Consider the following 25,204-nt stretch of genomic DNA (forward strand, 5'->3'; position numbering starts at 1 on the left):
TGCCATTTAACAAGAATTACGTTCTTTATTATTAAAAACAAATTGCTTCGATGAAAATACAAAAATGAATTTAGGTGCTCGCAAAAAGCATTGTAAAATATATATCGACAATTGTTGTGGAACCTTATGGACAAAACGAAAAAATGGTCGAGTTAGAATCACTCGACCATACATCTACCTATGAAAAACATGCCCTTGGGAGGGGCGCATGAAGTTAATACTAATTTCACGAAGAACAAACATTTTAAAAAATATTTATCTAAATAATTAATAATACTATTAACAATGGAATTATTAATTGATCATGTTACATTGGTTGGAGGGATTGTGTTTTATTAGGCATTTATGTTCAATAATTTCCTTCCTCTAGCGCTGTTCCAATCAACATCTTCTTCAAAAAAAGCCTCAGTTACATAACACATTTTATAATTCATTTAAAAAAAATAAAAGATTAATCATTTATTATGCCTACCTTGCCGCACTTAATTAAAAATAATGAATACAGGTAAAATTAAATTTTTCAATGAAACTAAAGGTTTTGGTTTTATTACACCAGAGGATGGTAGTGCAGATGTTTTCGTACACGTTTCTGCGCTTAAAAACCAAGTATCTGAAGGCGACGTTGTAACTTATGATGTAGAAAGAACTCCAAAGGGGATCAGCGCTACAAATGTAAAATTGGCGTAATCCAAAAAATACACTTTCTTGTTAATGGGGTAATTCTTAATGACTTATCCCATTTCTTTTTCCTATTCTTCCTTTACAATTTTTCAGCAATCCTTTACTTTTCCGTTGAAGACTTTTAGTTTTCAAATAAAAGCATAAAAAGGATTCTCAAAGGTTTTATTTAAGACAAAATTCGAACATACTATTTATGGAATTTAAACAACTCAGTTTAATCGCTCCGCTTTTAAAAGCAATAACAGAAACAGGCTACACACACCCCACTGCAATTCAACAGAAAGCCATTCCAGTTGTATTGCAAGGCAACGATCTTATTGGTTGTGCACAAACGGGAACAGGCAAAACCGCCGCTTTTGCACTTCCGCTTTTACAACGTCTTGAAGAAACTAAGACTTCAGGTAAGCTCGTTCCGATTAGGGCTTTGATCCTTACGCCAACACGTGAACTAGCCATTCAAATTGGAGACAATATAAACTTATACCGGAAATATCTAAAACTAAACTACTGCACTATTTTCGGTGGTGTAAGCCAAGAAAAACAAGTTAAAGAAATTAAAAAGGGCGTCGATATTCTTGTAGCTACCCCAGGCCGCTTACTGGATTTAATGAATCAAAAAATAGTTTCTCTAGATAAAATCGAAATCTTAATATTGGACGAGGCGGACAATATGCTGGACATGGGCTTTATTCATGACATCAAAAAGATCCTGGCCAAAGTTCCGTCAAAACGACAAACATTATTCTTCTCGGCAACGATGCCACCCAATATCCGTAAATTTGCACATGGCATATTACATAAACCTATTGAAGTTGACGTCACCCCGGTAAGCTCAACGGCCGAGAAAGTCAATCAATCTGTATTTTTTGTTGAAAAGAAGGATAAGATAAAATTATTGACGAGCATACTAAAAAAGCTGAAGCATGAGCGTACCATTGTCTTCTCCCGAACAAAACATGGAGCGGATAAAATCGTTAAGTTACTTGCGAAAAATGGTTTGAGAGCAGCAGCCATTCACGGAAATAAATCTCAAAATGCGAGACAAAAAGCGCTAGGTGAATTTAAGGACAGTCATCTTAAAATATTGATCGCTACCGATATTGCTGCAAGAGGAATTGATATCGAACAACTCCCCCTTGTGATTAATTATGATCTCCCTAATGTACCGGAAACCTACGTTCATCGCATCGGAAGAACAGGAAGAGCTGGACAGGAAGGAAAAGCCGTTTCTTTTTGCGATGTAGAAGAAAGACCATATTTAGCTGATATTGAAAAATTAATCGGACTAAAAATCAAAATAGAAAAGATCAATAAATAGATCTTTATAAAACCTCAAGTAAAAGCCCCTAAATTATTGGATTTAGGGGCTTTTATGTTTTATTTATGGTTTGCGATCTGCCATCAACAGTGTCGATGGCGTGAAAGGAAGCCAATGTACTTTTTTATTGACAATTTTGTTCCAGCTGGGAAGGCTGATCAACATTAAGTCTTGCTCCTGCCAGGTCTCACGGTTTAACTCTTTTTCAGTTATTGTAAGATGATTTGGTACAAGTTGTTCCAATTGCCTCAATTTCTCTTTAAAGCTCTCATTGGTTTTCAGCACTTGGTTGAGATCCCACACAATGACTTGAGCATCGGAATGCTGTATTAGACGCTGTATCATTTCACCAAGAAATTCATCGTTTTTTAAGACAACAGGAACAACCACACGCTTTGCCTTTAGAAAATTTTTATCGATTAAGATACCTACCTGTGCATTTACTTTAGCATTGATTTGCTGATTTCGATCGAAAGTCATGAAAGGAGACTCTGCATTTGTAACCGTATGGAATAACTTCTCGGGATTCACAATCCGGGTAGTAAAATCTAAAAAACGCCCCAATAAGCTTCCCTCATAAATTGATTCACTGACACCCAACAATAATAAGTCCTGATTGCGCTCATTGGAAGTTTGAACAATCTCGCTGTCAATATCACTGGAGATTTTAAAAATTGTCTGGATCGGTTGCTCAAGCTGCATCGCCACCTGCTTAATTTCACGGAAACTATCCAGCTCCTGGATTTCCACTTCATAATGATGTAATTCGTTGGCAGGCTCAATATGTAATGCCGTAATTTCAGCGTTCTTTTTTGATTTCAACGTTAAAGCATCAGCCAGATACAATAGTGAAATCCCCGTGTTACTTTTCGCAAAAGACAATAGAATCTTAAATTTTGATTTATCACGGAAATCTTCCTGTAGTGAATTTTTCTTAGGTCGATAGAGGAAATTGATTAAATCTAAAGATGGTCCCGTCATAAAAGTAGTGACCAACGCCATTACAACCATCATCGAAAATAATTCAGCACTTAAAACGCCAAGATCGTATCCAATATTGAGGACGATAAGTTCCATTAGCCCCCGCGTGTTCATTAAGGCACCAATACTCAAACTATCTTTCCAGCTTTGACCAACAAAGCGCGCCGCTAACGTACTACCTGCAAATTTACCAATAACCGCAACCAAAATAATCCCAATGGTAATCATCCATAACTGAGGGTCATTAAGCAGACCGATCTGCGTGCGGAGACCTGTAAAGACAAAGAATAAAGGTAATAGTAACAAGGTTGAAACATCTTCGATTTTTTCGATAAATGCTGTCCGGAATCGACTCCCTTCGGGCATAATAGCTCCGGCCATAAATGCTCCAAAAAGTGCATGGATTCCGATTACTTCGGTCGCATAAGCCGACAATAACAGTACAATAAAGAAAATAGCAACAACAGGCTTACTTAGTGCTTCTTTACTTCCTTTTACCTCTCCAACGCGCATCAAAAATGGACGAACGATCTTAATCATGATGAGCACATAGGCAACAGCCAGCCCGATGGTATATAATGCACTAGCAAAATCACCCGCTTTGACAATTGCTATCACGACAGCCAGAATACACCAAGCTGTAATATCGTCTGCAGCGGCGCAGGTAATCGCCATTGCACCTAACTTACTTTTTTGCAATCCCCTTTCTTGTATAATTCTAGCAAGAACAGGAAACGCTGTTATACTCATGGAAATACCAATAAACAAGCTGTAGGATAGAAACTCTACATTTGTGGGTGGATGGAATAGGTATAAAAAATAAGCCAGTGAAATTCCCAACGTAAATGGGATCACAATGCTTGCATGAGAAATGACAACAGCATCATGCGCTTTATTTCGCAGCACATTCAAGTCCAGCTCCATGCCAATGATAAACATAAATAAGATTAGCCCAATTTGGCTCAGAAACTGCAAGTTACTAAGCGATTCTACAGGAAAAAGTGTATGCGAAAATTCGGGAAAATGGAGTCCCAGCAACGATGGCCCCAATATGATACCGGCGAGCATCTCTCCGATGACGACAGGCTGCTTAATCTTTATGCAAATCCAGCCCATGATACGTGCAGCGATAATGATTGTCACGATTTGCGCCAGTAATATCGCTAGCGGATGCTGCAGACTATGGAATAAGGTTGATGTAAAATCGTTCCAGGCACCTTGACTTGTTTTCTGTCCACGCAGCAGCTCTGGAGCCTCCAGCTGTGTCCCCAAATGAATCACCCAATACATCACACCGAGTAATGTACCCACTAACACTACGTAGAAAATTGTATTCCTATATCTCCTCATCTTCAATGGCAATTAAAATAAATATAATGACAATAGCATACTAAGTCCCGACCAATATTCTTTAAATAAAGGGGGGATAAAATACATTCTCAACAAAAATATAATTCTGTTGCAGTTTTAATGCCTTTCAGCAGGTAGGTCTAAGAAAATATGTAATGAACCAAAAGAATTTTGTAATCAACTGAATTTCTCGAAAAACATTTTCTTGTACGATTCGCCCAAATTAAAAACAAGGGGTAGATTTTGTTCGTCCAACAAAGTGCTTGTAATTTCATCAGCCGAGAAAAATTTGACGATCTTGGCTGCAATGATCTCTTTTTTATTGATACGGATAAAATCCTGTTCAGGCAAGATCTCCATCAGCTTATCAAAGCTTATATTTTTCAATAAAATAAATGAACCATCCGCCAAATAAACTGTTTTATCCCGGCTGTCTACTTCAGCTATTTGAACATAGTTAATCTGTTCGAAATACAATACTGTTTTTCCTTTATTCGTATTAAATTGCGCAAATGAGACAGTTTCAGATCGCTTGCTGATTAGCTGCTCAACCTTCATAATGGCTTGTTGAAGACGTTCCAAGGACAGTGGTTTACGCATATAATCTACTGCGTTGATGTCAAATGCCTCGCTCGCATATTGTTTATATGCGGTAGAAAACACAATTGGAAAGTCTTTTAGCTCTATGGCTAGATCAAATCCGTTAAATTCCGGCATTTCAATATCCAGAATACAAAAATCAAAACTCAACTTGCGGTATTCACTCAATAATACAGTTGGATCATTAAAAGTTTTCACCACCTCCAAGCCAGGAATCTGTTCACATAGCATTTTCAAAAATCTCAAGCTTGGTATTTCATCATCCAAAAGAATACATTTCAAATTTTTTTCAATCGGCATACAATCTGATTTGAAGGTGGGCAGTATAAACATCATTTTCTACAAATCTGCGCAGATGATGTCTACCTGGATAATACAACATGAGACGCTCTTCCAAAGTTTTGCTACCTATTCCACTTTTAGACTTTTGCAATGGTGAACGTTTTGATATTCGATTGTTTACAACTAATTCGAATAAACCGTTCTTAAAGGTCAACATGATTGCGATAAAAGAATCCGGACCGTGAAAGTCCGCATGCTTAAACGCATTTTCAATTAAATCAACCGACATCAGAGGAACAAAAGAAGGTGTGTTCAATATAGCGTCATTTAGTTCATCAATATCAAATTTTACGCGGATATCAAATAAAGGGCTTAATTTTACTTTATTAATCTCAATGAGATTGCGGGCAAATTCAATTTCGGCCTTTGGTGAAACGAGCTCATCTTCACTTTCATACAACACGTAATCCAATACCATGGCCAATTTGTCCATCGTATAATAGGTTTGATAAGCATGGGAAAGTATTCCGTTCAACGAATTTTTAAGCAAATGTGGATTTAATTGAGCCCGATGGAAATGTGCTATCTTTTGATTGTCCATACGATTAAAAAGATCTTTTTGTCGTCTATTTTCGACCTCCAGTTTCCGGTATTTTTGTCTTAACAATAGAAACAAAACCAATACTACAGCAACAATGGTCAGCAATAATAGAATGATTATATTCGAGATTTCAGTCGTCATGTTCACCCAAACTTAGTTAAAATTTCATTCTAAACGAAAAACCAGTTGCAGAAAACCTGGATAATCAAACTCGTTAACGATCAAATGAAATCTGAGCAATCTAAACAAAATACAGCACTGTAAAATTCTCATGTATTTATTACAAAAATTAACAGTTTCATTACAATTTAGTCACTTTGAAACATTAATTTCAGATTATTATCCTTATATTGAGACTATTGTAATTAGCCGATCAAATGATTGTCTACGCTATTTTGGTTAAACCCGCCTGATTTTTAATCAGGCCTAATATGAAACACTATGGAAAAGCTCATTTTCGAAACTAATGCACAACATCCCAGTCTTGTAGACAAAATTAAACAAGCTGTTGAAAAACTGAATGGCATCCACGAATGGAAAATCGACTTGGATTCTATTTACAATCTGTTAACCATAGAAGGAATTCGATTAAACCCGACGGAAATCGAATCGGAGCTTGCGCTCCATGGCGTCGAAGCAAGTCGTCTATATGAAGAGTAGACAAACGACTTGATAGCAAATAAAATAAGTTTCTTGGAAGCTAGATGGTTAATAACAACCGAATTCAATAAAACCGAACTTCTTCCAGCATAAGATTAATGCATTCTTATGCTGGAAGAAGCATCAAATCTTTTTAATAACCATGGCAGAGGCACCACCGCCACCATTACATATCGCAGCCAGTCCTAATGATCCCCCTTCCTGTCTTAAGATACTACTAAGTGTTACCACAATTCTAGCTCCCGAACATCCCAATGGATGCCCCAAAGATACCGCCCCCCCATAAACGTTTACTTTGTTCAAGGGTAAGCCTAAAATTTGTGCATTTGCCAAAGCGACAACAGAAAAGGCTTCATTAAATTCGAAATAATCAATATCATCAATGGTAAGGCCTGCTTTTTTTAATACTTTATTTGTGGCAATACTAGGCGTTGTCGTAAACCATTCTGGCACTTGTTCAGCATCAGCATAAGCAATAATCTCGGCTAAGGGGACAAGTCCAAGTTCTTCCAATTTTTCACCAGACATGAGCAGTACCGCAGCAGCTCCATCACTTATCGTCGATGCGTTCGCTGCAGTTACAGTCCCCTCTTTTTTGAAAGCGGGTTTAAGCTCAGGTATCTTGTCAAAATTAACCTGAGAAAACTCTTCATCCCGCGAAACAAGCACCTCTCCTTTTCGACTCTGTACCGTTATAGGTTGGACTTCGCTCAAAAACTTATTTTTTTGCCAAGCATCGAGACTTCTTTTATAGGAACTTATTGCATAATTATCCTGTTCTTCACGACCAATATGATATTTTTCGGCGCATAGTTCCGCGAAGACTCCCATGGCATCATTTGAATAAGCATCACTCAAGCCATCGCGTTGCAAGCCATCACTCAGGCTTTGAGCACCAAACTTAGCACCCCAGCGCATAGCATCTGCATAGTAAGGTACCCTGCTCATGCTTTCCATCCCCCCTGCAATCACAACATCCGCATCTCCCAATAGAATACTCTGCGCAGCAACCGCTATGGCTTTCATGCCACTTGCACATACCTTATTGATGGTTGTTGCAGTTGTATGATCTGATAAACCGGCGAAACGAGCAACCTGTCGAGCCGGTGCTTGTCCTAAATCAGCTTGCAAAACAGCCCCCATAATAATCTCGTCGACTAAATCACTGGCAATTCCAGCTTCATCAACAACCGCTCGGACAACCCGGGCTGCGAGCTTCGTGGCTGAAATTGACGATAGCGCTCCACCAAAGCTTCCAATTGGTGTACGTTTCGCTGCAACGATAAATACGCTTTTTGACATGATATAAAAATTTATAATTGTTTTGCTAAAATTAGGAGGCCTATCCTAAGCGTATCCGCAACAGCCCTTCCTCATCTTAAAGATAAAAAATATAACAGATACCCCACAACAAGTCGGTTTTATTTTTTTTATAAAAACAGAATAAATAGAAAAAAAACAACCCAAAAACTTCCCTACTTAAACTATTAAACGAAAAATAAAGAATAAAAATTTGCAAAAAGCCAAGCCTTTTCGTTAAATTCGTTTAGATAACATCCTAATGGACGGGCATTCAAGAGGCCCCCTTACATAAGATAACCAGAAGCAAGATAAACGATTATGCAGACAATCCGGTTTACAGCTGAACATCAGACTTTTCGCGATACACTTCGCGCATTTATTCGAAAAGAGATTACACCTTACATCGATGATTGGGAAAAACAGGGGGAGATCGACCGGAAAGTGTGGAAGAAAATGGGTGATATGGGATTTATGGGCCTCAATTATCCAGAAGTGTATGGCGGACTAGAACTCGATTTTTATTATTCCTTGATACTCTGCGAAGAATTATCGTGTTGTTTTTCTGGCGGATTTACCATTTCCGCGCTTGTCATTCAGTTTATGTCGGCTCCATACCTACTGAAATATGGATCAGAAGATCTGAAAGAACGCTATCTTAAACCGGTTATTGCTGGTGATATGATCAGCGCTGTTGCTATTACTGAACCCGGGGCTGGTTCTGACGTAAAGCAGATCAAAACAACAGCTGTCCGCGACGGAGATTTTTATATTGTCAACGGATCTAAAACATTTATTACCAACGGTTACTACGGTGATTTTTTCATTACAGCAGTCAAAACGGCTCCTGACCAAGGAACAAAAGGAATAAGCTTGTTAATTATTGACAGAAATGCAAGCGGAGTCACTTCAAGCAAAATCAATAAATTAGGTTGGCACGCCTCAGACACTGCCGAACTAGGTTTTAATAATGTGCGAGTCCCTATTTCTCACCTTGTTGGCATTGCCGGAGAAGGATTTCGCTATTTAATGGATGGACTTCAGTTGGAAAGGCTTACCGCAGCTGTTCATAGTCTCGCTACCGCAGAATCCGCATTTCAGTATACGCTTGATTATATCGCACAACGCGAAGCCTTTGGAAAAAAGATCCAGGAATTTCAAACCATACGGCACCGGATCGCACAAATGGCAGCCAATATTGCTACCACGAAAGCCTTTGTCTACCATTGTTGTGATCTCCAAGACCAAAACGAATATGCAGTCCAAGAATGTTCCATAGCGAAGCTACAAGCAAGTGAGCTCGCCGTCAATGTCGTAAACCAATGTCTCCAATTATTTGGCGGTTATGGCTTTACAGAAGATTATAAAATCGCACGTTTATATCGCGATGTCCGTGTCGGCACCATTATCGGAGGAACCTCAGAAATCATGCTCGAAATTATCGCGAAAATGACAATAGATCATGTGACTTATCAATCCGGAAAGTCCAAACAATAGAAAGCTTTTAAAAATCAGGACCAATACAATGGATGAAAATAAATCTTATAGGACACACCCTCTCTTTCGTGTAGAACAGGATAATCATCATATCATTACAATCCAACCTCTATCGGCAGCAGCTCCAGAGCAGTTGGATATGATAGGCTATCTCACACAATTTGTCGATTTGGTTACGTTCATTCTCGAACGGGAAGATACGGTAGGCGTCGTATACACTTGCCCGATTCAAGACGAAAAAATTGAGTATGCGCAATTATTTAGGCAGTTTTCTTCGAGCCGCTCGAGCCCTTCGGACTTATTCGAGCTTACATCAAAAGTTTTGCGTTGGGAAACGTTTAAAAAGCCAATTGTCTCTCTTTTCACTAACAATTGTACTGCGATTGCCCTAGCGACTATGCTATGGTCTAATTATCGTATCGCCTCCGAAAAACTTCAGTTTGGTTTTCCGGAAAGTAGGTATGGTTTGTTTACGGCTTTTGGTGCAACGATCTATTTGCCAGCATTGATAGGTACTGAAAATGCCCTAAGTCTGCTGACACAAAACAAACTTGTGAGCAGTGAAGAAGCACATCAACTTGGGTTAATCAATGAATTGGCGCAGAAGCCGGACGATTGCCTATCTTTAGCAAAAAACTGGATTCTTCATCCTCCCAGCATTGATGCCAACCAGCACACAAAACAAATGGACGAACTGGGGCCTGAAGCAATTCTCGCTATCCAAAAAAAAGCACGCGGCTTATACCCCGGTACAAATGCAGTTATTGAATTATTACAAAAAAAACAATTATCTACACCGTTTGAGGCCGCCGAGCAGGAAGCAAACTTGTACCTGCATGTATTAAGACGTCCCGAGCCACTCAGCATGGTCCGTACACTTCATTATGGTGTCCAATTGGCGAAATCACCCAAAAGTATAAACCATTTTGAGGATTATAGCCTAAAAAAAATAGGCATTCTGGGTGCCGGAATGATGGGTTCGGGGATTGCTTATGAGGCGGCCCGGGCAGGAATAGAAGTTGCTTTAAAAGACGTTACACTTTCCCAAGCCCAACGCGGCAAAGCTTATGCTAAGCAGGTTTGTGAAAAATCACTGGCTTTAGAGGCCATGACCGCATCCCAAGGGGAACAATTGCTTGCACGCATAAAACCAACGGAACAAGTCGGTGATCTGAATGGATCTGACTGTATTATTGAAGCTGTATTTGAAGATTTCCACCTAAAAGCTAATGTCACACAAGAAAGCTTACCCTATTTAAGTGAAAATGGGTTCTTCGCGACAAATACGACATCATTGCCCATTACGGAGCTTGCGAAAGCAAGCTCCGAACCTAAGAGTTTTATCGGCATGCATTTCTTTTCTCCTGTTGACCGCATGCCTCTTGTCGAAATCATCTGTGGTAAACAAACCGCGCAAAAAACGTTGGAGAAAGCACTCGCCACAGCTTTACGCCTCAATAAAATTCCGATAGTCGTACAAGACGGTCCAGGTTTTTTCACCTCGCGTATTTTCTTCAACTATTTACTGGAGGGTATTACAATGGTATTGGAAGGAATCTCTCCAACTCTTATTGAAGAGGAAGCGATAGCTGCAGGTTTTGCCGTAGGTCCCTTAGCGGTATTAGACGAAATCTCCTTGGAGCTAATGCTCCATGTATATGATCAACTTCCACAACTACATGCCAGCCAAAAGCGCACATACAATTACCTCAAAGGTATGGTGGATCAAGGAAGAAAAGGAAAAAAATCAGGCGCCGGATTCTACGATTATGACACTGAAACCAAAAAGAAGAAAATTTGGAAAAACCCTATAATTGCATCTGTAAAGGAAAATATAACGGCTACAATTATCCGTAAGCGTTTATTGCATGTTATGGCATTGGATAGTTACCGATGCCTCGCAGAAGGTGTACTTCATCAACCCATCGATGGCGATATTGGTTCCATCTTAGGGGTTGGTTATGCAAGCCATACAGGGGGGGTATTCGGTCACATCGATCTCACAACACTTCCTCTATTCGTTTCGGAATGTCAACTATTTCAGCCCTACGGTGAACAATGGGATATTCCAGCATCTTTAAGAGAGCTGGCAGATAAAGATTTCAGATTTTATAATGGTTTCGACTCAAACTGGTCTTAAAACCGACCTGTGCTCAACTGAAGAAGTTGTCTAGCACCTATTAAATGCTACCCTAACAGATAACCATTAAAGGGTTAAAAAACTACCAAACAAAGGATTACATCTTTAAAACTAAATATTCTATATAATTGCGTAATGATGTTATAAAGTACTAAACAAAAGCTAGGGCGACAAATAGGGTGAGTCGCCCTAGCTATATCATTAGCGCACAAACAAATCCATGAGACGCGAAACATCCTGTTCGAGGAAAGTATCGTAGTCCAAGGTAGCTGCAAGTATTTCCTTTTGCTGTTTTTCAGAAAATACCCGAGCAAGATTTGTTTTGTATTTTTCAATTAACTTAGGTATTCCTTCTGCCCTCCTTCTTGGATGACCTATTGGGTATTCGACAACTACCTCAGGCAATAAGGTCCCATCAGTCAATTCAATGGTCAAAGCATTTGATATCGCCCGCTTTTGTGGATCGTGATAATCAAGGGTGAATTGAGTATCTTCGATACAATAAATTTTATCGCGCAGTGCATCAATTCTTGGATCAGAAGCGATATGATTTTCATAATCTTCAGCTGTCAGACGTCCAAAGATCAGCGGCACAGCAACCATATACTGAATACAGTGATCACGGTCTGCAGGGTTGTGCAAAGGCCCCTTTTTATCGATAATCCGGATAGCCGCTTCATGTGTACGAATGGTAACACGGGCAATATCCGAAGTACTTTTTCCGAATTCCTTCAATTGCTGATGAAGTAACATTGCTGCTTCGGCTGCAGTCTGTGCATGGAACTCAGCGGGAAAAGAAATCTTAAAAAGAATATTCTCCATCACATATGATCCGTAAGCACGTTGAAATTTAAATGCACTTCCTTTAAAGGATACATCGTAGAATCCCCAGATTGGAGCTGTCAAAACAGATGGATAGCCCATTTCTCCTGTTTTTGCGATCATGGCCAGTCGAACAGCACGTGAAGTTGCATCTCCGGCTGCCCATGATTTTCGGCTACCTGTATTTGGTGCATGCCGATAAGTGCGTAAAGCTTGTCCATCGACAAAAGCCAAAGAAACCGCGTTGAGCAATTCCTCTCTTGTGAGACCAAGGAGCCTACCTACCACCGCTGTTGAAGCTACCTTAACCAAAATAACATGGTCCAAACCCACTTTATTAAACGAGTTTTCAAGCGCCAAAACACCTTGTATCTCATGAGCCATAATCATTGCCTCGAGCACCACTTTAGTTTTCAATGGTTTTTGACCATTCGCAATATTGGTTCGGCTCAACCAATCTGCGACAGCTAAAATTCCCCCTAAATTATCGGATGGATGGCCCCATTCTGCAGCTAGCCAGGTATCATTAAAATCCAGCCATCGAATAATCGTGCCGATATTGAAGGCAGCCTGAATGGGATCCAATTGAAAATTTGTACCCGGCACCCTTGCACCATTCGGTACAACGGTCCCTGCCACAACTGGCCCCAACAATTTAGTACAGGCAGGATAAGTCAATGCTTCCAAGCCGCAGCCGATGGTATCGAGAAAACAGTAAAATGCTGTATTCCAAGCAACTTTTTCCTCAATTTTATAATTTAGGACATAATCCACAATGTCCACTAAAACCTGATCCGGTTGTGGTCTTTCATTTGATATTGCTGAACTCATTCGTGTATTTCGTATAAGACTATCGTTGTATTTATTAATATAATTCGTTTTTTTTATGCGCTAAATTCTTCCTCTCCCCCCTGTTCAAAAAGCACTTTAAACACCTTTCATTAATCCAAATTTACCGTTCGGAAAGAGGTACAAAAGGTCTATCATCGGGACCAATGTAGTTTGCACTCGGCCGGATAATTTTTCCATCCTGACGTTGCTCAAAAACATGCGCTGACCAGCCTGTTATACGTGAGAGAACAAATAAGGGCGTAAACATCTCCGTTGGAATCCCCATAATATGATAGGACACGGCGGAGTACCAATCCAGGTTCGGAAACATTTTCTTTTCTTCCCACATAACTTTTTCCAACCGCTCTGCGATCAGGTAGAGTGTCATGTCTCCTGCTTCTTCCGACAGCTCTCTCGCAACTTGTTTTATCACTTGATTTCTTGGATCCGAGATCGTATACACCGGATGGCCAAATCCAATAATGACTTCTTTATTTGCCAATCGTCTTCGGATATCCTCTTCCGCCTCATCAGCATTTGCATAACGACTCTGAATTTCGAAAGCGACCTCATTGGCTCCGCCATGCTTAGGTCCACGTAGCGCACCTATTGCCCCTGCTATACAGGAATACATATCTGATCCTGTTCCTGCAATTACCCGAGCGGTGAATGTGGATGCGTTGAATTCATGCTCCGCATATAAATTAAGTGAAATTTGCATCGCTCTCACCCAAGACGGCGATGGGACCTTTCCGTGCAGGAGATGTAGAAAATGTCCGCCTAAAGTGGAGTCCGAAGTCTCAACCTGCACCTCACGTCCATGCTGACTAAAGTGATACCAGTACAACAGTGCTGAAGCCATCGATGCCATCAGACGAGTTGCAATATCCCGTGCACCAGCAATGGGATGACTATCCTTTTCTGGCGATACACTACCGAAAAACGAAACATAAGTCCGTAAAACATCCATGGCATGGGCTGTAGATGGCAACTGCTTAAGGACTTGTTGAACAGTAATAGGTAGGCCACGTTGACTGATCAACTGACTTTGATACGTGACGAGCTGCGCCTGTGTTGGTAGACTTCCATAAATAAGTAAGTGAGCAACCTCTTCAAAACTTGCCTGATGCGCCAGATCTAAAATATCATAACCCCTATAATGCAGATCATTACCACTTTTTCCGACAGTACTCAAAGCCGTATTACCAGCTGTTACACCAGAAAGTGCTACACTTTTTTTAGGCTTAAAACCTGCGCCGTTTGTCTCTTCCATCTGAATATAATTATTTGTTAAACAATTGATCCAATCGATTTTCATAAGCATAATAATCGATACTTCTGTATAACTCCTCTCTCGTCTGCATATCGTCGATCACATTCAGCTGCCCCCCATCTTCCCGAATATGACGATAAACAGTTGTAGCGGCTTTATTAGCTGCACGGAAGGCAGATAGCGGATAAAGGACAATAGAAACATCCGCGTGACGAAGTTCATCCAGGCCAAACAACGGTGTTTGTCCAAATTCGGTGATATTCGCCAAAATCGGAAGACCTGTTGCCGCACTAAATTGAACGTATTGCTCCAAATGATGCACCGCCTCGGCAAAAATAAAATCCGCTCCGGCTTCTTTATAAGCCACTGCCCTTTCCAAAGCAAGCTCAAGGCCTTCGGAAGCCAGTGCATCTGTACGTGCACCAATGGCAAAATGTTCATCCGTGCGTGCATCCACCGCCGCTTTCAGACGGTCAACCATTTCAGATCGAGAGACGAGCTCTTTCCCAGGCCGGTGCCCACAACGCTTAGCTCCCACCTGATCCTCCATGTGTACTGCCGCCGCGCCCACTTTAATTAAAGACTTTATTGTACGTGCCACATTGAATGCCGAAGGACCGAAGCCAGTATCAATATCCACCAGCAAAGGAAGCTTACACACATTTGTAATGCGATCCACATCAATCAAAACATCCTGAAGTGTTGTAATCCCAAGATCCGGAATCCCAAGAGAACCTGCTGCAACACCACCTCCAGAAAGATAAATAGCTTTAAAACCGGCCTGTTCAGCCAAAAGAGCATGATTCGCATTGATCGCTCCAACAATTTGTAATGGTTTTTCATTCTTGATCGCTTCCTTAAAAAGGAAGCCCGGGGATTTTATCATAATATCGAATTTGAAATTCCATGCCCTATAACCTCCTTTAGATGCAGGTTACAGCGACTACTTAAGTTTACTTAGTCTGAAGGAATTCTTTTGAGGCCCTTCCTCTTAAAGATACTAATTATCACCGCAATAAAACAAATTATTTTCTACATTAAAGGTCAATGACAGAAGAAAATACGGTAATAGTCCCTATTAATTATAAATAAATTATTTCAGCGGCTAAAGCTTTCCCTCAGTCTGCTAAATGGCCTTAACAACCGTGTACTATTTTTTCTAAGGGAGGATACAGTAGCAATCAAAAAGCCCCAACTTTTGATGTTGAGGCTTTATCAGAAAGGTTGGCAGGACGTCTTGCACCGAAGGGGTAAAATTGTCATTAAAACGAGCAAAAAAAAAGCGGGATCTTTCGATACCCGCTCAATAAAGCATTTTAAACTAGTTTTTACCGTTATTTTTAGCCCACCATAAGCGTTTTCCCCAGTTATAATCCACAGTCCCTTGCGCAGCTGCTGTAACGTTATCCGTATTATATAGGTATTCATTATTCGGATAAGGCAGGCGAAATGGTTGGTCTGTATGTGGAGTTGCTGAATTTTGAATTTTTGAAGGATAATTGGTGCTAGGAATTCCCGTCCTTCTATACAAACTCCAGGCTTCAAAATTTTCTTTAAATAAAGCGACCCACATATCCCAATAGATACGATCCTTCGACCCATCAAATTTTCCCGCTCCGGCTAAATAAGCATTCACAGCTGGTTCAGCAACTTCGTTATCTTCCATAGATAGCCTAACTGCTGTTTCATAGGCTGCTTTAGCTGTAATTCCAACATTATAACCTAATAATGCGGCTTCAGCCAACATATAATAAGTTTCACAGGCTTTATAAAAAGGTACTGCCCCAGCAGGGTTATTGATATAATGGAGTCCAATCCATGAAATTGATGTTGAAGGGGAAGGATTAGTCAACGAACCATTAACAAACCCAACATATTTACCGGCATTATTTTTCTGCGCAATGGACTCAATCCGAGGGTCGTTCGTTTCCGTTAAATGATTGATAAAAATATCAAACATTCCCCAATTGTTGATACGTTTACCGTAAATACCAGACTCATACCAAGGTTCCATATAAGGCAGATTTCCAGGGAAAAACATTTGACAACTTTCCGCATTGGTCTCAATTAATGGATATTTTGTCTTATTTCCAGCAATTTCCTCAATTGTAGATTTAGCTAATGCCGGAGCAACGGAAGAAATGCGTATTGCCATCCGCAAGCGTAGTGAATTACAAAACTTTTGCCACCTTAACATTTGTGTTTTTACATCCGGACTACCACTATTAGCCTCTCCATAGATGACGTCATAGTTACCAACATCATCCGTTCCAATACCAGCCGCCAATTCATCAGCAATTGATTTGAGATCAGCTAAAACTGCGGGAAAAACATCCTCCTGTTTATCATATTTGGCTTTCAATACCGAACCATCTTCTGGCCGTCCTTTAAATGCCTCTGAATATGGAATATCACCCCAGCCGTCCAATAAATAAGACCACATGTAGTTATTCCAAATTCTTGCTATAGCCCTTGTATTTTTATACCCTTCAGCATTGGCTTCTGTCTTTTTAAGCAGGTCTTTCATTTGGGTGATATTATAGTAGCAAGCAGCCCAACGATTGCCATAGGTATTATTTGTCGGAATCAATCCACTCAGGTTATCCGGATATTGAATTTTAACAATATATCCAGCAAATGTACCATAACCATCAACGTCACCGCCAAACTGGTCTCCGGCATTTCGCATCACGTTGACCAACATATTTTGTGGTGGAACGTCATTTAAAGCATCCGGATCGGTATTAATTTTCTCAAAATTTTTGGTACAACCTGTCACCAAAAGAACGGCTAACAAAGGCGTATATTTAAATTTTTTAATGAAAGTATTCATAATCATAATTTTTTGGGGTTCTATATCTTAAACTTTATGTATTAATTAAAATGTAAAACCAAGTTTAAGACCTATACTTCTTGAGTTTGGAACTGTCGCTTGCTCAAATCCTACACCTCTAGAATCGCTAGATACACCTCCTGCTTCGGGATCTAACCGCATCGTATTTGATTTATGCACCCAAAGCAAGGCTAAGTTGGTACCCGTTACAGAAATATTAGCCCGCTTAATCCCTTTTATTTTACTATATAAATGTTTTGGTAAATTATACGAAATATAGGCCTCTCTTAATTTCAGGAAAGAACCATCAAAAACATACATTTCGGCAATCCCGCCATTTTCGTACCAGTCCTGCGCTGACGTTTCTATGGTATTTGCAACCCAGCCTCCTTTTCCGTCCGACATTGCAAATCGTTCATTCTTCATCACGTCCCGACCTGCTACAATTGCCCTTTCACGAATGCCATCCGCAGCAGTGATTTCAGCTATACCCGTCGCATAACCATGGGACATCGTTTGTGACCAAATATCTCCCCCCTTACGAAAATCGAGCATAAAGCCAAATCTAAAATCTTTAAAGGTGAAGTCATTACGCATCGAAGCCAAGAAGTCCGGCACAGCATTACCAATCACTTGACCATCAAGCGGTGTAGAAACCAGACCGTTAGAACCCACTTTAATAGCACCTTTCATCGGTCCATCTTTTACACGATCGTATCCGGGGCCAACCAAGCTTCCCCAAGGGCGCCCCACAGAAGCCATATTGGAGATGCCCCAAGTCCAACCCTGTCTGTAATCTTTCAAGCCCAATTCAGGATAAAGTTCAACAACCTTGTTATTATCTTTTGAGAAGTTGACAGTTGTTGTCCAATTCAATCCGTCTTCACGTTTCAGGATATCACCGCGTAATTGAACTTCAATACCCTTGCTTCGAATTTCTCCCGCATTTAAGAAGATACTACTAAACCCAACCACATTGGAGGTCGTCACTGGAAGCAATTGTTTTTTATTTATTTTTTGATAATAGGTAAGGTCTAAATGAAGACGGTCTTTGAATAATCCAAGCTCAGTACCGATTTCATAAGAAGTGATAGCTTCAGGTTCCAGGCCTTCGATCGCATAGACCATACTCTTGTACATTTGCGCTAGGTTATTATAAGCATCTGTTTGTGCATAATAATAGTTTCCATTTTGATAAGGTTGTGTAGCGTTACCTACTTTCACCAAATTAAATCGCATTTTCCAAAAATTCAAATAATCACTTTTCAGACCTTCAAATGAAGCTGTCGGAATCCAGCTTAAACTTGCCGAAGGATAGAAAAAGGATTTGCGTAGTGTCGATGACCAGTCATTCCGCGCTGTCAGATCCAAATATAATTGATCTTTCCAGCCCAAATTTGCCTGAGCGTAAACCGAATTGGATCGGCCTTTCGAATGATCCATAAACGTGTAGGCATCTCCTATTTTATTCGCAATCGTATAAACGCCTAATACATTTAATCCTTTGGCCCCTAGTGTACTTGTTTCATATTGATAATCGCGGTAGTTAGCACCCAAAATACCTGTCAAACTCAAATCCCCAAATTGTTTATTGAAATTTGCGATAAAATCTGCATTAAAATCGGAATTGCTATTTTTTATGTCATTGAACTTACCATCTTGGTTATCAAAGTTAAAATAAGTCGTCTCAAACATATGTGTGTTATAGTAATCCAATCCTACACGTCCCTCAAATTTCAAAAAATCAAAAGGTTGATAATATAAGGATGTCTTACCGAAAACACGGTTCATCTTCATCGCATTACGGGATTCATGCATCGTATAAAAAGGATTCATATGATAAGCGGAATTCCAATTGTAATAGGTATATTTCCCTTGCGCATCTTTTTGATCCCAATTATTTTTCAAGTCTTGCATATCCACCTGGCGACCAAACCAGATCAGGCCGTTCATTGGATTTGCTGCATCATATCCCTGCGTGACCAAGTTGTTACTTTCTGTACGCGTAAAGTTACTCATAATGTCATAAGACACTTTATCGCTAACCTTATATTCATTGTTCAGCTGGGCAGTATATTTTTTCTGATCTGTATTAGGTACTGTTCCCTTTTGATCCCTAAAGGAAATAGATGCACGTGTAGAAGATCGATCTGATTTGGAAAGCAATGAAACATTATGGTTTTGGGAAAAACCTGTCTGGAAGAACTCTCTAACATTGTTTTTATGTGAATTCCATGCTGTTGCCTGGCGTACACCATTCACAACCGGACTGTTAAACTGTGGTATCAATAAACCAATGTCCATGCGAGGCCCCCAAGATTCATCGATATTATCATTAACACCAATGTTTCCTGTGCCATCAACGTAACTGAATGAATTCTGCGTTACATAATCCTGATAAGAAAGATTTCCACCAAATTTCTTAAAACTGTATTCATCCCCCCGTGATCCTTGACCATATAAATTTTGGTACTTCGGTAAATTGGCGGCTCTGTCGATGGAAAAATTACCATCGTATGAAATCTGGACTCCGTTTTCGGCCCGTTTTCCAGATTTTGTGGTAATCATAATAACGCCTGTACCAGCACGCATACCGTATAGTGCTGCTGCCCCACCTTTCAGTACGTTGATGCTTTCGATATCATCTGGATTAATGTCGTTTAGACCCGAACCGTAATCCACCCCAGTATAGGTATTATCTCCGGAACGCTGAGAGTTATTTGTAATAGGAATACCATCCACTACGATAAGCGGTTGCTGGTTTGCCTGTAACGACGTGTTTCCGCGGATCGAAATACGCGCTGAAGATCCGATCGCTCCACCAAATTGGTTTATTTGGACACCTGCAACTTTACCCGCCAATGCTCCTGTTAGACTATGTTGTCCGGCATCTGTCAATTCCTTGGCTTTAACCTCCTGCATGGCATAACCCAACGATTTCTTCTCTCTTGTGATACCTAATGCGGTAACCACCACTTCGTCTAAATTCTCCGCTGAAGATTCTAATGTAATGCTTAAATTCGTTTGATTATTCAGTTGAAACTGCTTGGATTTATAACCAACTGCAGTGACATTTAAAACTCCTCCACCTGTATATGTTAATGAAAATCCACCATCAATTCCTGTCTGCGTGCCGGCACCGCCTCGAATGGTTACCGATACCCCTGGTATTGGTTTGCCATCCTGATCCAACACTTTACCTTTAAGTGCTGTTTGGGCATAAAGCGCAGAACATACTAGTATATTGGATGCTAGTATTGCAATACTTCTTTTGTTCATAAGCTAGTCTCTGTTAGTTAGTTTAAAATGCTTTTATAAAATCTAAATTATGCAAATGTTAAAACAGAGCACGCTATGATATTGACCAATATTACCCATATTTTAACATCAAATGTTAAAATATTACAAGTCTAACACAGCTAAATCCCGATCATTGACTTTCAACAAATAAACCGCGAGCATTTTTCAAATAAAAAAATTAACGCTAAAAAACAAACCCTTGCCAAAATACTAGCAAGGGCTTTCGCTTCAGTAAAACAGTAAAAATAACTTACTTTTCAATAAATTTTTGTCCATGAAAGACGCGTTTTGCCTGTCCCCGTGACACCTCGATTTGATTTTTCCATTTTTGTGCTTTGGCCGCATTTAACTTGGCCTGCCCTAAATCCCGAAGACGTGCAGCCAGGCGCAGCATTGCAATCTCCTTATTCTGCAATTGGGATCTCGTATCCATCACCTGAACACTTACACCTGTCGGTGCATGCGTAGCTCTGACGCCAGAACTTACTTTATTGACATGCTGCCCACCTGCGCCGCTACTCCGCATTGTTTGGAAATATACATCCTTCAAATCCAACAGCCTTTCCTTTTCCCCAGGATGGTACATTTTAACGTCGACAAACCAATTCTTCCGTTTGTGTAAAGGACGAAAGGGGCTTTTACACACCCAACAGATTGTACCAACCCAATGATCAATCAATTGTTCCATATCTCTTCCGCTCAATCTGACGATTAACGAACAAGGAAGTCCATCAACGTCTTCTCTTTCTATTTCCGTGACTTCTACACCAACTTTACGGCTTTCAACAGCGAGTCTATCGAATACTAGCCGGACAGCCATATTACATTCCTTACGACCTCGTCCCGAAGAAACCTGTAAATACCTTTCTTCCATCACCTTTATTTGTCCATGCGTACAATCTTCGGACTAAACGTTCCGAGAACATTCACCAGTTCCTCCTGCAATTTCATCACCCGATGAATATCTTTATAAGCACGTGGCGACTCATCCAACGCGCCCCCGATCAACTCTACACCACATGCTTCCAGATCTTTCAACATGGCGCTTTTTGTTAAATTATTTTTGCAGGCAGATCTCGACATAACCCGCCCCGCTCCATGGGATGCCGACTGTAAACTTAAGGGGTTTCCCCTCCCTTCCACAATGAACCCCGGTGCTGTCATCGAGCCGGGAATCACCCCCAATACACCCTTTCCAGCAGGAGTTGCTCCCTTCCGATGAACGATATATTCCTCACCATTCACGAATTCCTTCCATGCGAAATTATGATGATTTTCGATCGTTACCACGGGGTTACATCCAAGTGCTTTAGCCAAACGTCGGTGGATATCCGTATGACAGGCCTGGGCATAGTCCCCTGCCAAATTCATTGCCATCCAATATTCTTGTCCTTCTTGGGTTGATAAATCCAACCAGGCCAAATGCTGCACATGACGAGGTAATGGACACAGTTGGGCAGCCAGACTCGTATAGTGTTTAGCGATATGTGCTCCCAGGCCGCGAGAACCACTATGGGATAAAATCCCCAAATACTGCCCTGGATCCATCCCCCATTCGTTCCGCACGGTATGAAGCTCAACAATGCCCATTTCGACAAAATGATTTCCGCTGCCAGAAGTCCCGAATTGCCTATAAGCTTTCCCCAACAGGGATTTTAACAGCGGGATTTCCTGAAATTCCGCCCTACTGAAAATGATGTGATCAGACTTCTCACGATGCGTGTCGGTTAAACCAAATTTGGTATTTTCCTTCAATATATTTCTCAGTTGAAATTCTCGTCCTTTAAAATAACTGCCAGGTAAGTCGAATATCGACAGGCTCATCCGGCAACCGATATCCACCCCGACACCATAGGGTATAACGGCATTTTCTGTAGCCAGCACCCCACCGACGGGAAGCCCATAACCTGTATGTGCATCTGGCATCAATGCACCTTGCCTTGAAATAGGCAATTGCAATGCATCGTACAATTGTCTTTTCGCCTGCTCATCAATTTCATTTGCACCAAATATGTTAAATGGAGCTCCATGCGCGCTCAGCTCCCGGACACGTATTTCTATGGGCTGCACCAGTCCTTCAGAAAGCTTTCCCCATATTTTATGCTCCATAAATCGCTCCGGAGCTTCTAAAAGCTCAGCAAGTTCAAGAAGAATGGTTTCTTTATTTTCTTTCTTTCGATACCTTGTGATCAGTCCCAAAGCTGTATTAACTATATTATTTTGTGGAAAACCTATTTTTATTAAGTCTTTTCCAGATAATTTACTTCCCATTTTTTGTAAAAAACATACATAATTAGCCACCAATTCCATCGTAGAAATCGGCAGCATTTTTGAAAAAATTTCGGGAATATTCTTTTAGAGATAAAGAATCTATTAAACAAATGCTCTTCATTATGCACAGTTAATTCGTGCGAAAGAGCGGATTATAAACAGCTTTTCAGAAAGCCATATGCCCCTAAAGTGTCTAAGTTGTATGAATAGAAACGAAAATCAGGAAAAATAAAAAGCCCGAATGAACTTCGGCTTTTTCATCTGTATTAATTGGTTTTCCAAAAGAAGTGAAGCGATCCGATTATTCATTCCAGCGGATTGAACAAACACGATGAGCTCCAATTTTGAAGAATGTCTTAAATATGACAAAAAGCACGAAGATTGCTTTCAGCAAATCCATTTGCCTTAAAAGCTTGCGGTGTTATAATCTTGGCGACCAACATATCTCTTCGTGTTTAATTGTTATAATACTATTCTTGACAGCAAAGATAAATAAGTTTTATTTAAACTCTTCATATTTGCAAAAATTTAATTCGGGTTAAATGGAAGTGGATCCTTTAGCACAAATTTAAAGTCGCGTGTATTCTCGCCTCTGGTTACGCGGAAACGCATTTCCTTTCCCTCTTCTGATTTAAAAAGATTGTGGATCGACTCCAGGGAAAATGAAGATGCAGGTCTACCATTGATCCTTATAACCTTATCTCCCGGCATTAGTCCTGCGATTGCCGCAGGCGAACCATCACGAACCGTCGCAATTTTGTACATATTCCGTAGTACAAAGCGATACTGCACACTGTTGCCCATTCTTACCTCTGTACCGCCATCTTTTTGCAGAACCACGGGTATTTCTTCTTTTTCGTATTTAATGCCATCGTGGATAATTTCTAAGCCACTCATATTCAAATAATAAAAGCGATCAAAATCTTTATTCTTATGAAGGTATATGGATTTGTTGGGGTAATCGAATACGACCTTAAATCGGCGTAACAACTCATTTCCAATGGAACCTACCCTTTCGCTCACAAATGTTGCATGCTGTAACGAACTCAATTCGGGATAGGCTACGAGGGGATAATCCATTGTAAACGGCCCAAGTTCGAGCGATCGGATTCGATTTCTTTTTCCATAAATCTCACCGTTAAATCCTTGCCCTATGTAGTCATCAATAAATGGAGGCTTAATATCAAAATTATTTAGCTTGGAAGGAATAAGCATTAAGGCATCGCTATTTCCCATGTCGATCAATACACGACCATCAATAGCCACATCGCCCTGTTTAAAAGCAACCGAAGTATAGGGGCGACTGTTTAAAATATCCAAGGGCAAACGCTGCATCTTCTCAAGCCCCTTAGGCTTGTTCGCCCTTGGATATAAGGTGATGCGATGTTTTTGAAAATCCATTTCGATCATTTGGTTTTCAAAAAAACGACTACCCATAATTCCATTCACTTCCACGCCTATCCGGGTAGAAATATCAATATGAGCATTTTGAAGAATATAGATCGGTTGATCCAAATCTTCGTATACGCCTGCAATATTCACGTGATTGCTGACCGATAAATAGCCATCCAAACCCTCTTCCCGACCCAAGCCCTGAAACTTATTAACAAAAACAGCGCTATCAATTGACTTTAATGTTTCCCCAAATATCATGGTTTCTTTAACACCTGTATCCAACAGGAAGTTCATCATATACCCGTTTACCTGCACAGGTATAATGACTAGGTTATGGACAAAAAGAAAAGGAAATTTAACATTCTTTTTCCCGTTTAAGACAAACCCCACTTGTCCCTGCGTCATGAAAAAACACAACAGTGCCAGCGATAAAAAAACTGTTTTCATCCAAGTTTATATTTGGTATTTCCAATTTAAACAAGAAAATTCAGATTAAAGAAAGTTTATAAAAAAAAGCCCGTCTTACTGCCAATTCAACGGTAGGCAATTTATCTTTCTTATCTACAAGTCTGGTTGAGGATTACACCTACGTTACCGTTTCTTTGCTCTTTTATTGCTCTTTTATTGCCATTTTATCGTTAAAACACCAAAGAAAGACCAAAGAAATACCGGAGAAACACCAAAGAAAGACCAAAGAAACACCAAAGAAACACCAAAGAAACACCAGAGAAACACCAAGGAAACACCAGAGAAATAGCGAACGAATACCCAGGAAGGTCTAATGAAAGTCCCTATAATAAGCGAAGAAACACCAAAGAACAAGCGATAGCTATTGCAGCAAATTCGGATCAAAGAGCGATCAGATTAGCTCTTTAGACATTGCTTATTCAGTGTTTGTTCAGTGCTCGTTCAGTGCTTGCTCAGTGACAACTGAATAAGTAATGACTAATCACTGTCTAAAAACTGCTTGAAAACTGGTATTAGGTATACGTTGGTATTAGGATATATCCGTTATTTTGTCTATCTTGATAAGTTATTATCCGAATTTGGGATCATACCGAAAGTTTGGG

The 25,204-nt window shown here is 40.2% G+C and carries 17 protein-coding genes; 5 read left to right on the forward strand and 12 right to left on the reverse strand.

The annotated features are described in order from the left end of the window. Positions 1-495 precede the first annotated feature (495 nt). Both B4Z47_RS03345 and B4Z47_RS03350 read left to right on the forward strand, forming a co-directional pair. The gene (locus B4Z47_RS03345; RefSeq protein WP_046672944.1) at positions 496-687 is read left to right on the forward strand and encodes a cold-shock protein; all 192 of its coding nucleotides are present in this window, start codon (positions 496-498) and stop codon (positions 685-687) included. A 187-nt stretch (positions 688-874) separates the two neighbouring features. After that, positions 875-1,999 (forward strand): DEAD/DEAH box helicase, encoded by a 1,125-nt coding sequence (locus B4Z47_RS03350; protein ID WP_070565335.1) that lies wholly within the window; start codon positions 875-877, stop codon positions 1,997-1,999. 63 nt (positions 2,000-2,062) lie between these two features. Here B4Z47_RS03350 and B4Z47_RS03355 read toward each other — a convergent pair whose 3' ends face one another. The 3 genes from B4Z47_RS03355 to B4Z47_RS03365 all read right to left on the reverse strand — a co-directional run bounded on the left by B4Z47_RS03355 (position 2,063) and on the right by B4Z47_RS03365 (position 5,954). Continuing rightward, positions 2,063-4,330: a cation:proton antiporter gene (locus tag B4Z47_RS03355; RefSeq protein WP_115049275.1), complete on the reverse strand. Its 2,268-nt coding sequence runs from the start codon at positions 4,328-4,330 to the stop codon at positions 2,063-2,065. A gap of 177 nt (positions 4,331-4,507) precedes the next feature. Then, entirely contained in the window at positions 4,508-5,230 is a 723-nt protein-coding gene (locus B4Z47_RS03360) for a LytR/AlgR family response regulator transcription factor (RefSeq protein ID WP_201303549.1), read from the reverse strand. Continuing rightward, positions 5,220-5,954 (reverse strand): histidine kinase, encoded by a 735-nt coding sequence (locus B4Z47_RS03365; RefSeq protein WP_070565663.1) that lies wholly within the window; start codon positions 5,952-5,954, stop codon positions 5,220-5,222. Before B4Z47_RS03365 ends, B4Z47_RS03360 begins: the two co-directional genes overlap by 11 nt. 300 nt (positions 5,955-6,254) lie before the next feature. Here B4Z47_RS03365 and B4Z47_RS03370 point away from each other — a divergent pair, with 300 nt between their 5' ends. Beyond that, positions 6,255-6,473 (forward strand): hypothetical protein, encoded by a 219-nt coding sequence (locus tag B4Z47_RS03370; RefSeq protein ID WP_046672939.1) that lies wholly within the window; start codon positions 6,255-6,257, stop codon positions 6,471-6,473. A 123-nt stretch (positions 6,474-6,596) separates the two neighbouring features. Here the strand turns inward: B4Z47_RS03370 and B4Z47_RS03375 are convergent, their stop codons facing one another. Then, positions 6,597-7,775 carry a thiolase family protein gene (locus B4Z47_RS03375; protein WP_112376231.1) on the reverse strand — a complete coding sequence of 393 codons (1,179 nt, stop codon included), beginning with the start codon at positions 7,773-7,775 and terminating at the stop codon, positions 6,597-6,599. A gap of 318 nt (positions 7,776-8,093) precedes the next feature. On the opposite strand from B4Z47_RS03375, the gene B4Z47_RS03380 reads away from it, so the two are divergent. Then, positions 8,094-9,269 (forward strand): acyl-CoA dehydrogenase family protein, encoded by a 1,176-nt coding sequence (locus tag B4Z47_RS03380; RefSeq protein ID WP_115049277.1) that lies wholly within the window; start codon positions 8,094-8,096, stop codon positions 9,267-9,269. A 28-nt stretch (positions 9,270-9,297) separates the two neighbouring features. Next, positions 9,298-11,409: a 3-hydroxyacyl-CoA dehydrogenase NAD-binding domain-containing protein gene (locus B4Z47_RS03385; RefSeq protein WP_115049279.1), complete on the forward strand. Its 2,112-nt coding sequence runs from the start codon at positions 9,298-9,300 to the stop codon at positions 11,407-11,409. A 201-nt stretch (positions 11,410-11,610) separates the two neighbouring features. Here the strand turns inward: B4Z47_RS03385 and B4Z47_RS03390 are convergent, their stop codons facing one another. The 8 genes from B4Z47_RS03390 to B4Z47_RS03425 all read right to left on the reverse strand — a co-directional run bounded on the left by B4Z47_RS03390 (position 11,611) and on the right by B4Z47_RS03425 (position 24,581). Then, the gene (locus B4Z47_RS03390) at positions 11,611-13,062 is read right to left on the reverse strand and encodes a bifunctional 2-methylcitrate dehydratase/aconitate hydratase (protein WP_115049281.1); all 1,452 of its coding nucleotides are present in this window, start codon (positions 13,060-13,062) and stop codon (positions 11,611-11,613) included. Between the two features lie 121 nt (positions 13,063-13,183). Next, a complete protein-coding gene (gene prpC / locus B4Z47_RS03395) occupies positions 13,184-14,335 on the reverse strand; it encodes a bifunctional 2-methylcitrate synthase/citrate synthase (RefSeq protein WP_115049627.1) in 1,152 nt (383 codons plus the stop codon). Between the two features lie 10 nt (positions 14,336-14,345). Next, positions 14,346-15,221, reverse strand: coding sequence for a methylisocitrate lyase (prpB, locus tag B4Z47_RS03400; protein WP_115049283.1), 876 nt, complete (start codon positions 15,219-15,221; stop codon positions 14,346-14,348). A 435-nt stretch (positions 15,222-15,656) separates the two neighbouring features. After that, entirely contained in the window at positions 15,657-17,168 is a 1,512-nt protein-coding gene (locus B4Z47_RS03405; RefSeq protein WP_070565667.1) for a SusD/RagB family nutrient-binding outer membrane lipoprotein, read from the reverse strand. A 45-nt stretch (positions 17,169-17,213) separates the two neighbouring features. Next, the gene (locus tag B4Z47_RS03410) at positions 17,214-20,447 is read right to left on the reverse strand and encodes a SusC/RagA family TonB-linked outer membrane protein (RefSeq protein ID WP_070565349.1); all 3,234 of its coding nucleotides are present in this window, start codon (positions 20,445-20,447) and stop codon (positions 17,214-17,216) included. A 271-nt stretch (positions 20,448-20,718) separates the two neighbouring features. Then, complete coding sequence (prfH, locus tag B4Z47_RS03415) at positions 20,719-21,342, reverse strand: peptide chain release factor H (RefSeq protein ID WP_286726817.1); 624 nt, start codon at positions 21,340-21,342, stop codon at positions 20,719-20,721. Positions 21,343-21,347: 5 nt separating this feature from the next. Beyond that, positions 21,348-22,739 (reverse strand): RtcB family protein, encoded by a 1,392-nt coding sequence (locus B4Z47_RS03420; protein ID WP_115049628.1) that lies wholly within the window; start codon positions 22,737-22,739, stop codon positions 21,348-21,350. Between the two features lie 528 nt (positions 22,740-23,267). Next, entirely contained in the window at positions 23,268-24,581 is a 1,314-nt protein-coding gene (locus B4Z47_RS03425; RefSeq protein ID WP_115049287.1) for a PDZ domain-containing protein, read from the reverse strand. Between the last annotated feature and the right edge of the window lie 623 nt (positions 24,582-25,204).

Source organism: Sphingobacterium sp. UBA2610, from assembly GCF_002339225.1.
Taxonomy (GTDB): Bacteria; Bacteroidota; Bacteroidia; order Sphingobacteriales; family Sphingobacteriaceae; genus Sphingobacterium; species Sphingobacterium multivorum.

Excerpts from the sequence above, each read along its gene's own strand:
- B4Z47_RS03390 (WP_115049281.1), bottom strand. The coding sequence starts at position 13,062 with ATGAGTTCAGCAATATCAAATGAAAGACCACAACCGGATCAGGTTTTA.
- prfH (WP_286726817.1), bottom strand. The coding sequence starts at position 21,342 with ATGGAAGAAAGGTATTTACAGGTTTCTTCGGGACGAGGTCGTAAGGAA.
- B4Z47_RS03410 (WP_070565349.1), bottom strand. The coding sequence starts at position 20,447 with ATGAACAAAAGAAGTATTGCAATACTAGCATCCAATATACTAGTATGT.
- B4Z47_RS03345 (WP_046672944.1), top strand. The coding sequence starts at position 496 with ATGAATACAGGTAAAATTAAATTTTTCAATGAAACTAAAGGTTTTGGT.
- B4Z47_RS03425 (WP_115049287.1), bottom strand. The coding sequence starts at position 24,581 with ATGAAAACAGTTTTTTTATCGCTGGCACTGTTGTGTTTTTTCATGACG.
- B4Z47_RS03380 (WP_115049277.1), top strand. The coding sequence starts at position 8,094 with ATGCAGACAATCCGGTTTACAGCTGAACATCAGACTTTTCGCGATACA.
- B4Z47_RS03370 (WP_046672939.1), top strand. The coding sequence starts at position 6,255 with ATGGAAAAGCTCATTTTCGAAACTAATGCACAACATCCCAGTCTTGTA.
- B4Z47_RS03385 (WP_115049279.1), top strand. The coding sequence starts at position 9,298 with ATGGATGAAAATAAATCTTATAGGACACACCCTCTCTTTCGTGTAGAA.
- prpB (WP_115049283.1), bottom strand. The coding sequence starts at position 15,221 with ATGATAAAATCCCCGGGCTTCCTTTTTAAGGAAGCGATCAAGAATGAA.
- B4Z47_RS03375 (WP_112376231.1), bottom strand. The coding sequence starts at position 7,775 with ATGTCAAAAAGCGTATTTATCGTTGCAGCGAAACGTACACCAATTGGA.
- B4Z47_RS03420 (WP_115049628.1), bottom strand. The coding sequence starts at position 22,739 with ATGGGAAGTAAATTATCTGGAAAAGACTTAATAAAAATAGGTTTTCCA.
- B4Z47_RS03365 (WP_070565663.1), bottom strand. The coding sequence starts at position 5,954 with ATGACGACTGAAATCTCGAATATAATCATTCTATTATTGCTGACCATT.
- B4Z47_RS03350 (WP_070565335.1), top strand. The coding sequence starts at position 875 with ATGGAATTTAAACAACTCAGTTTAATCGCTCCGCTTTTAAAAGCAATA.
- prpC (WP_115049627.1), bottom strand. The coding sequence starts at position 14,335 with ATGGAAGAGACAAACGGCGCAGGTTTTAAGCCTAAAAAAAGTGTAGCA.
- B4Z47_RS03355 (WP_115049275.1), bottom strand. The coding sequence starts at position 4,330 with ATGAGGAGATATAGGAATACAATTTTCTACGTAGTGTTAGTGGGTACA.
- B4Z47_RS03405 (WP_070565667.1), bottom strand. The coding sequence starts at position 17,168 with ATGAATACTTTCATTAAAAAATTTAAATATACGCCTTTGTTAGCCGTT.
- B4Z47_RS03360 (WP_201303549.1), bottom strand. The coding sequence starts at position 5,230 with ATGCCGATTGAAAAAAATTTGAAATGTATTCTTTTGGATGATGAAATA.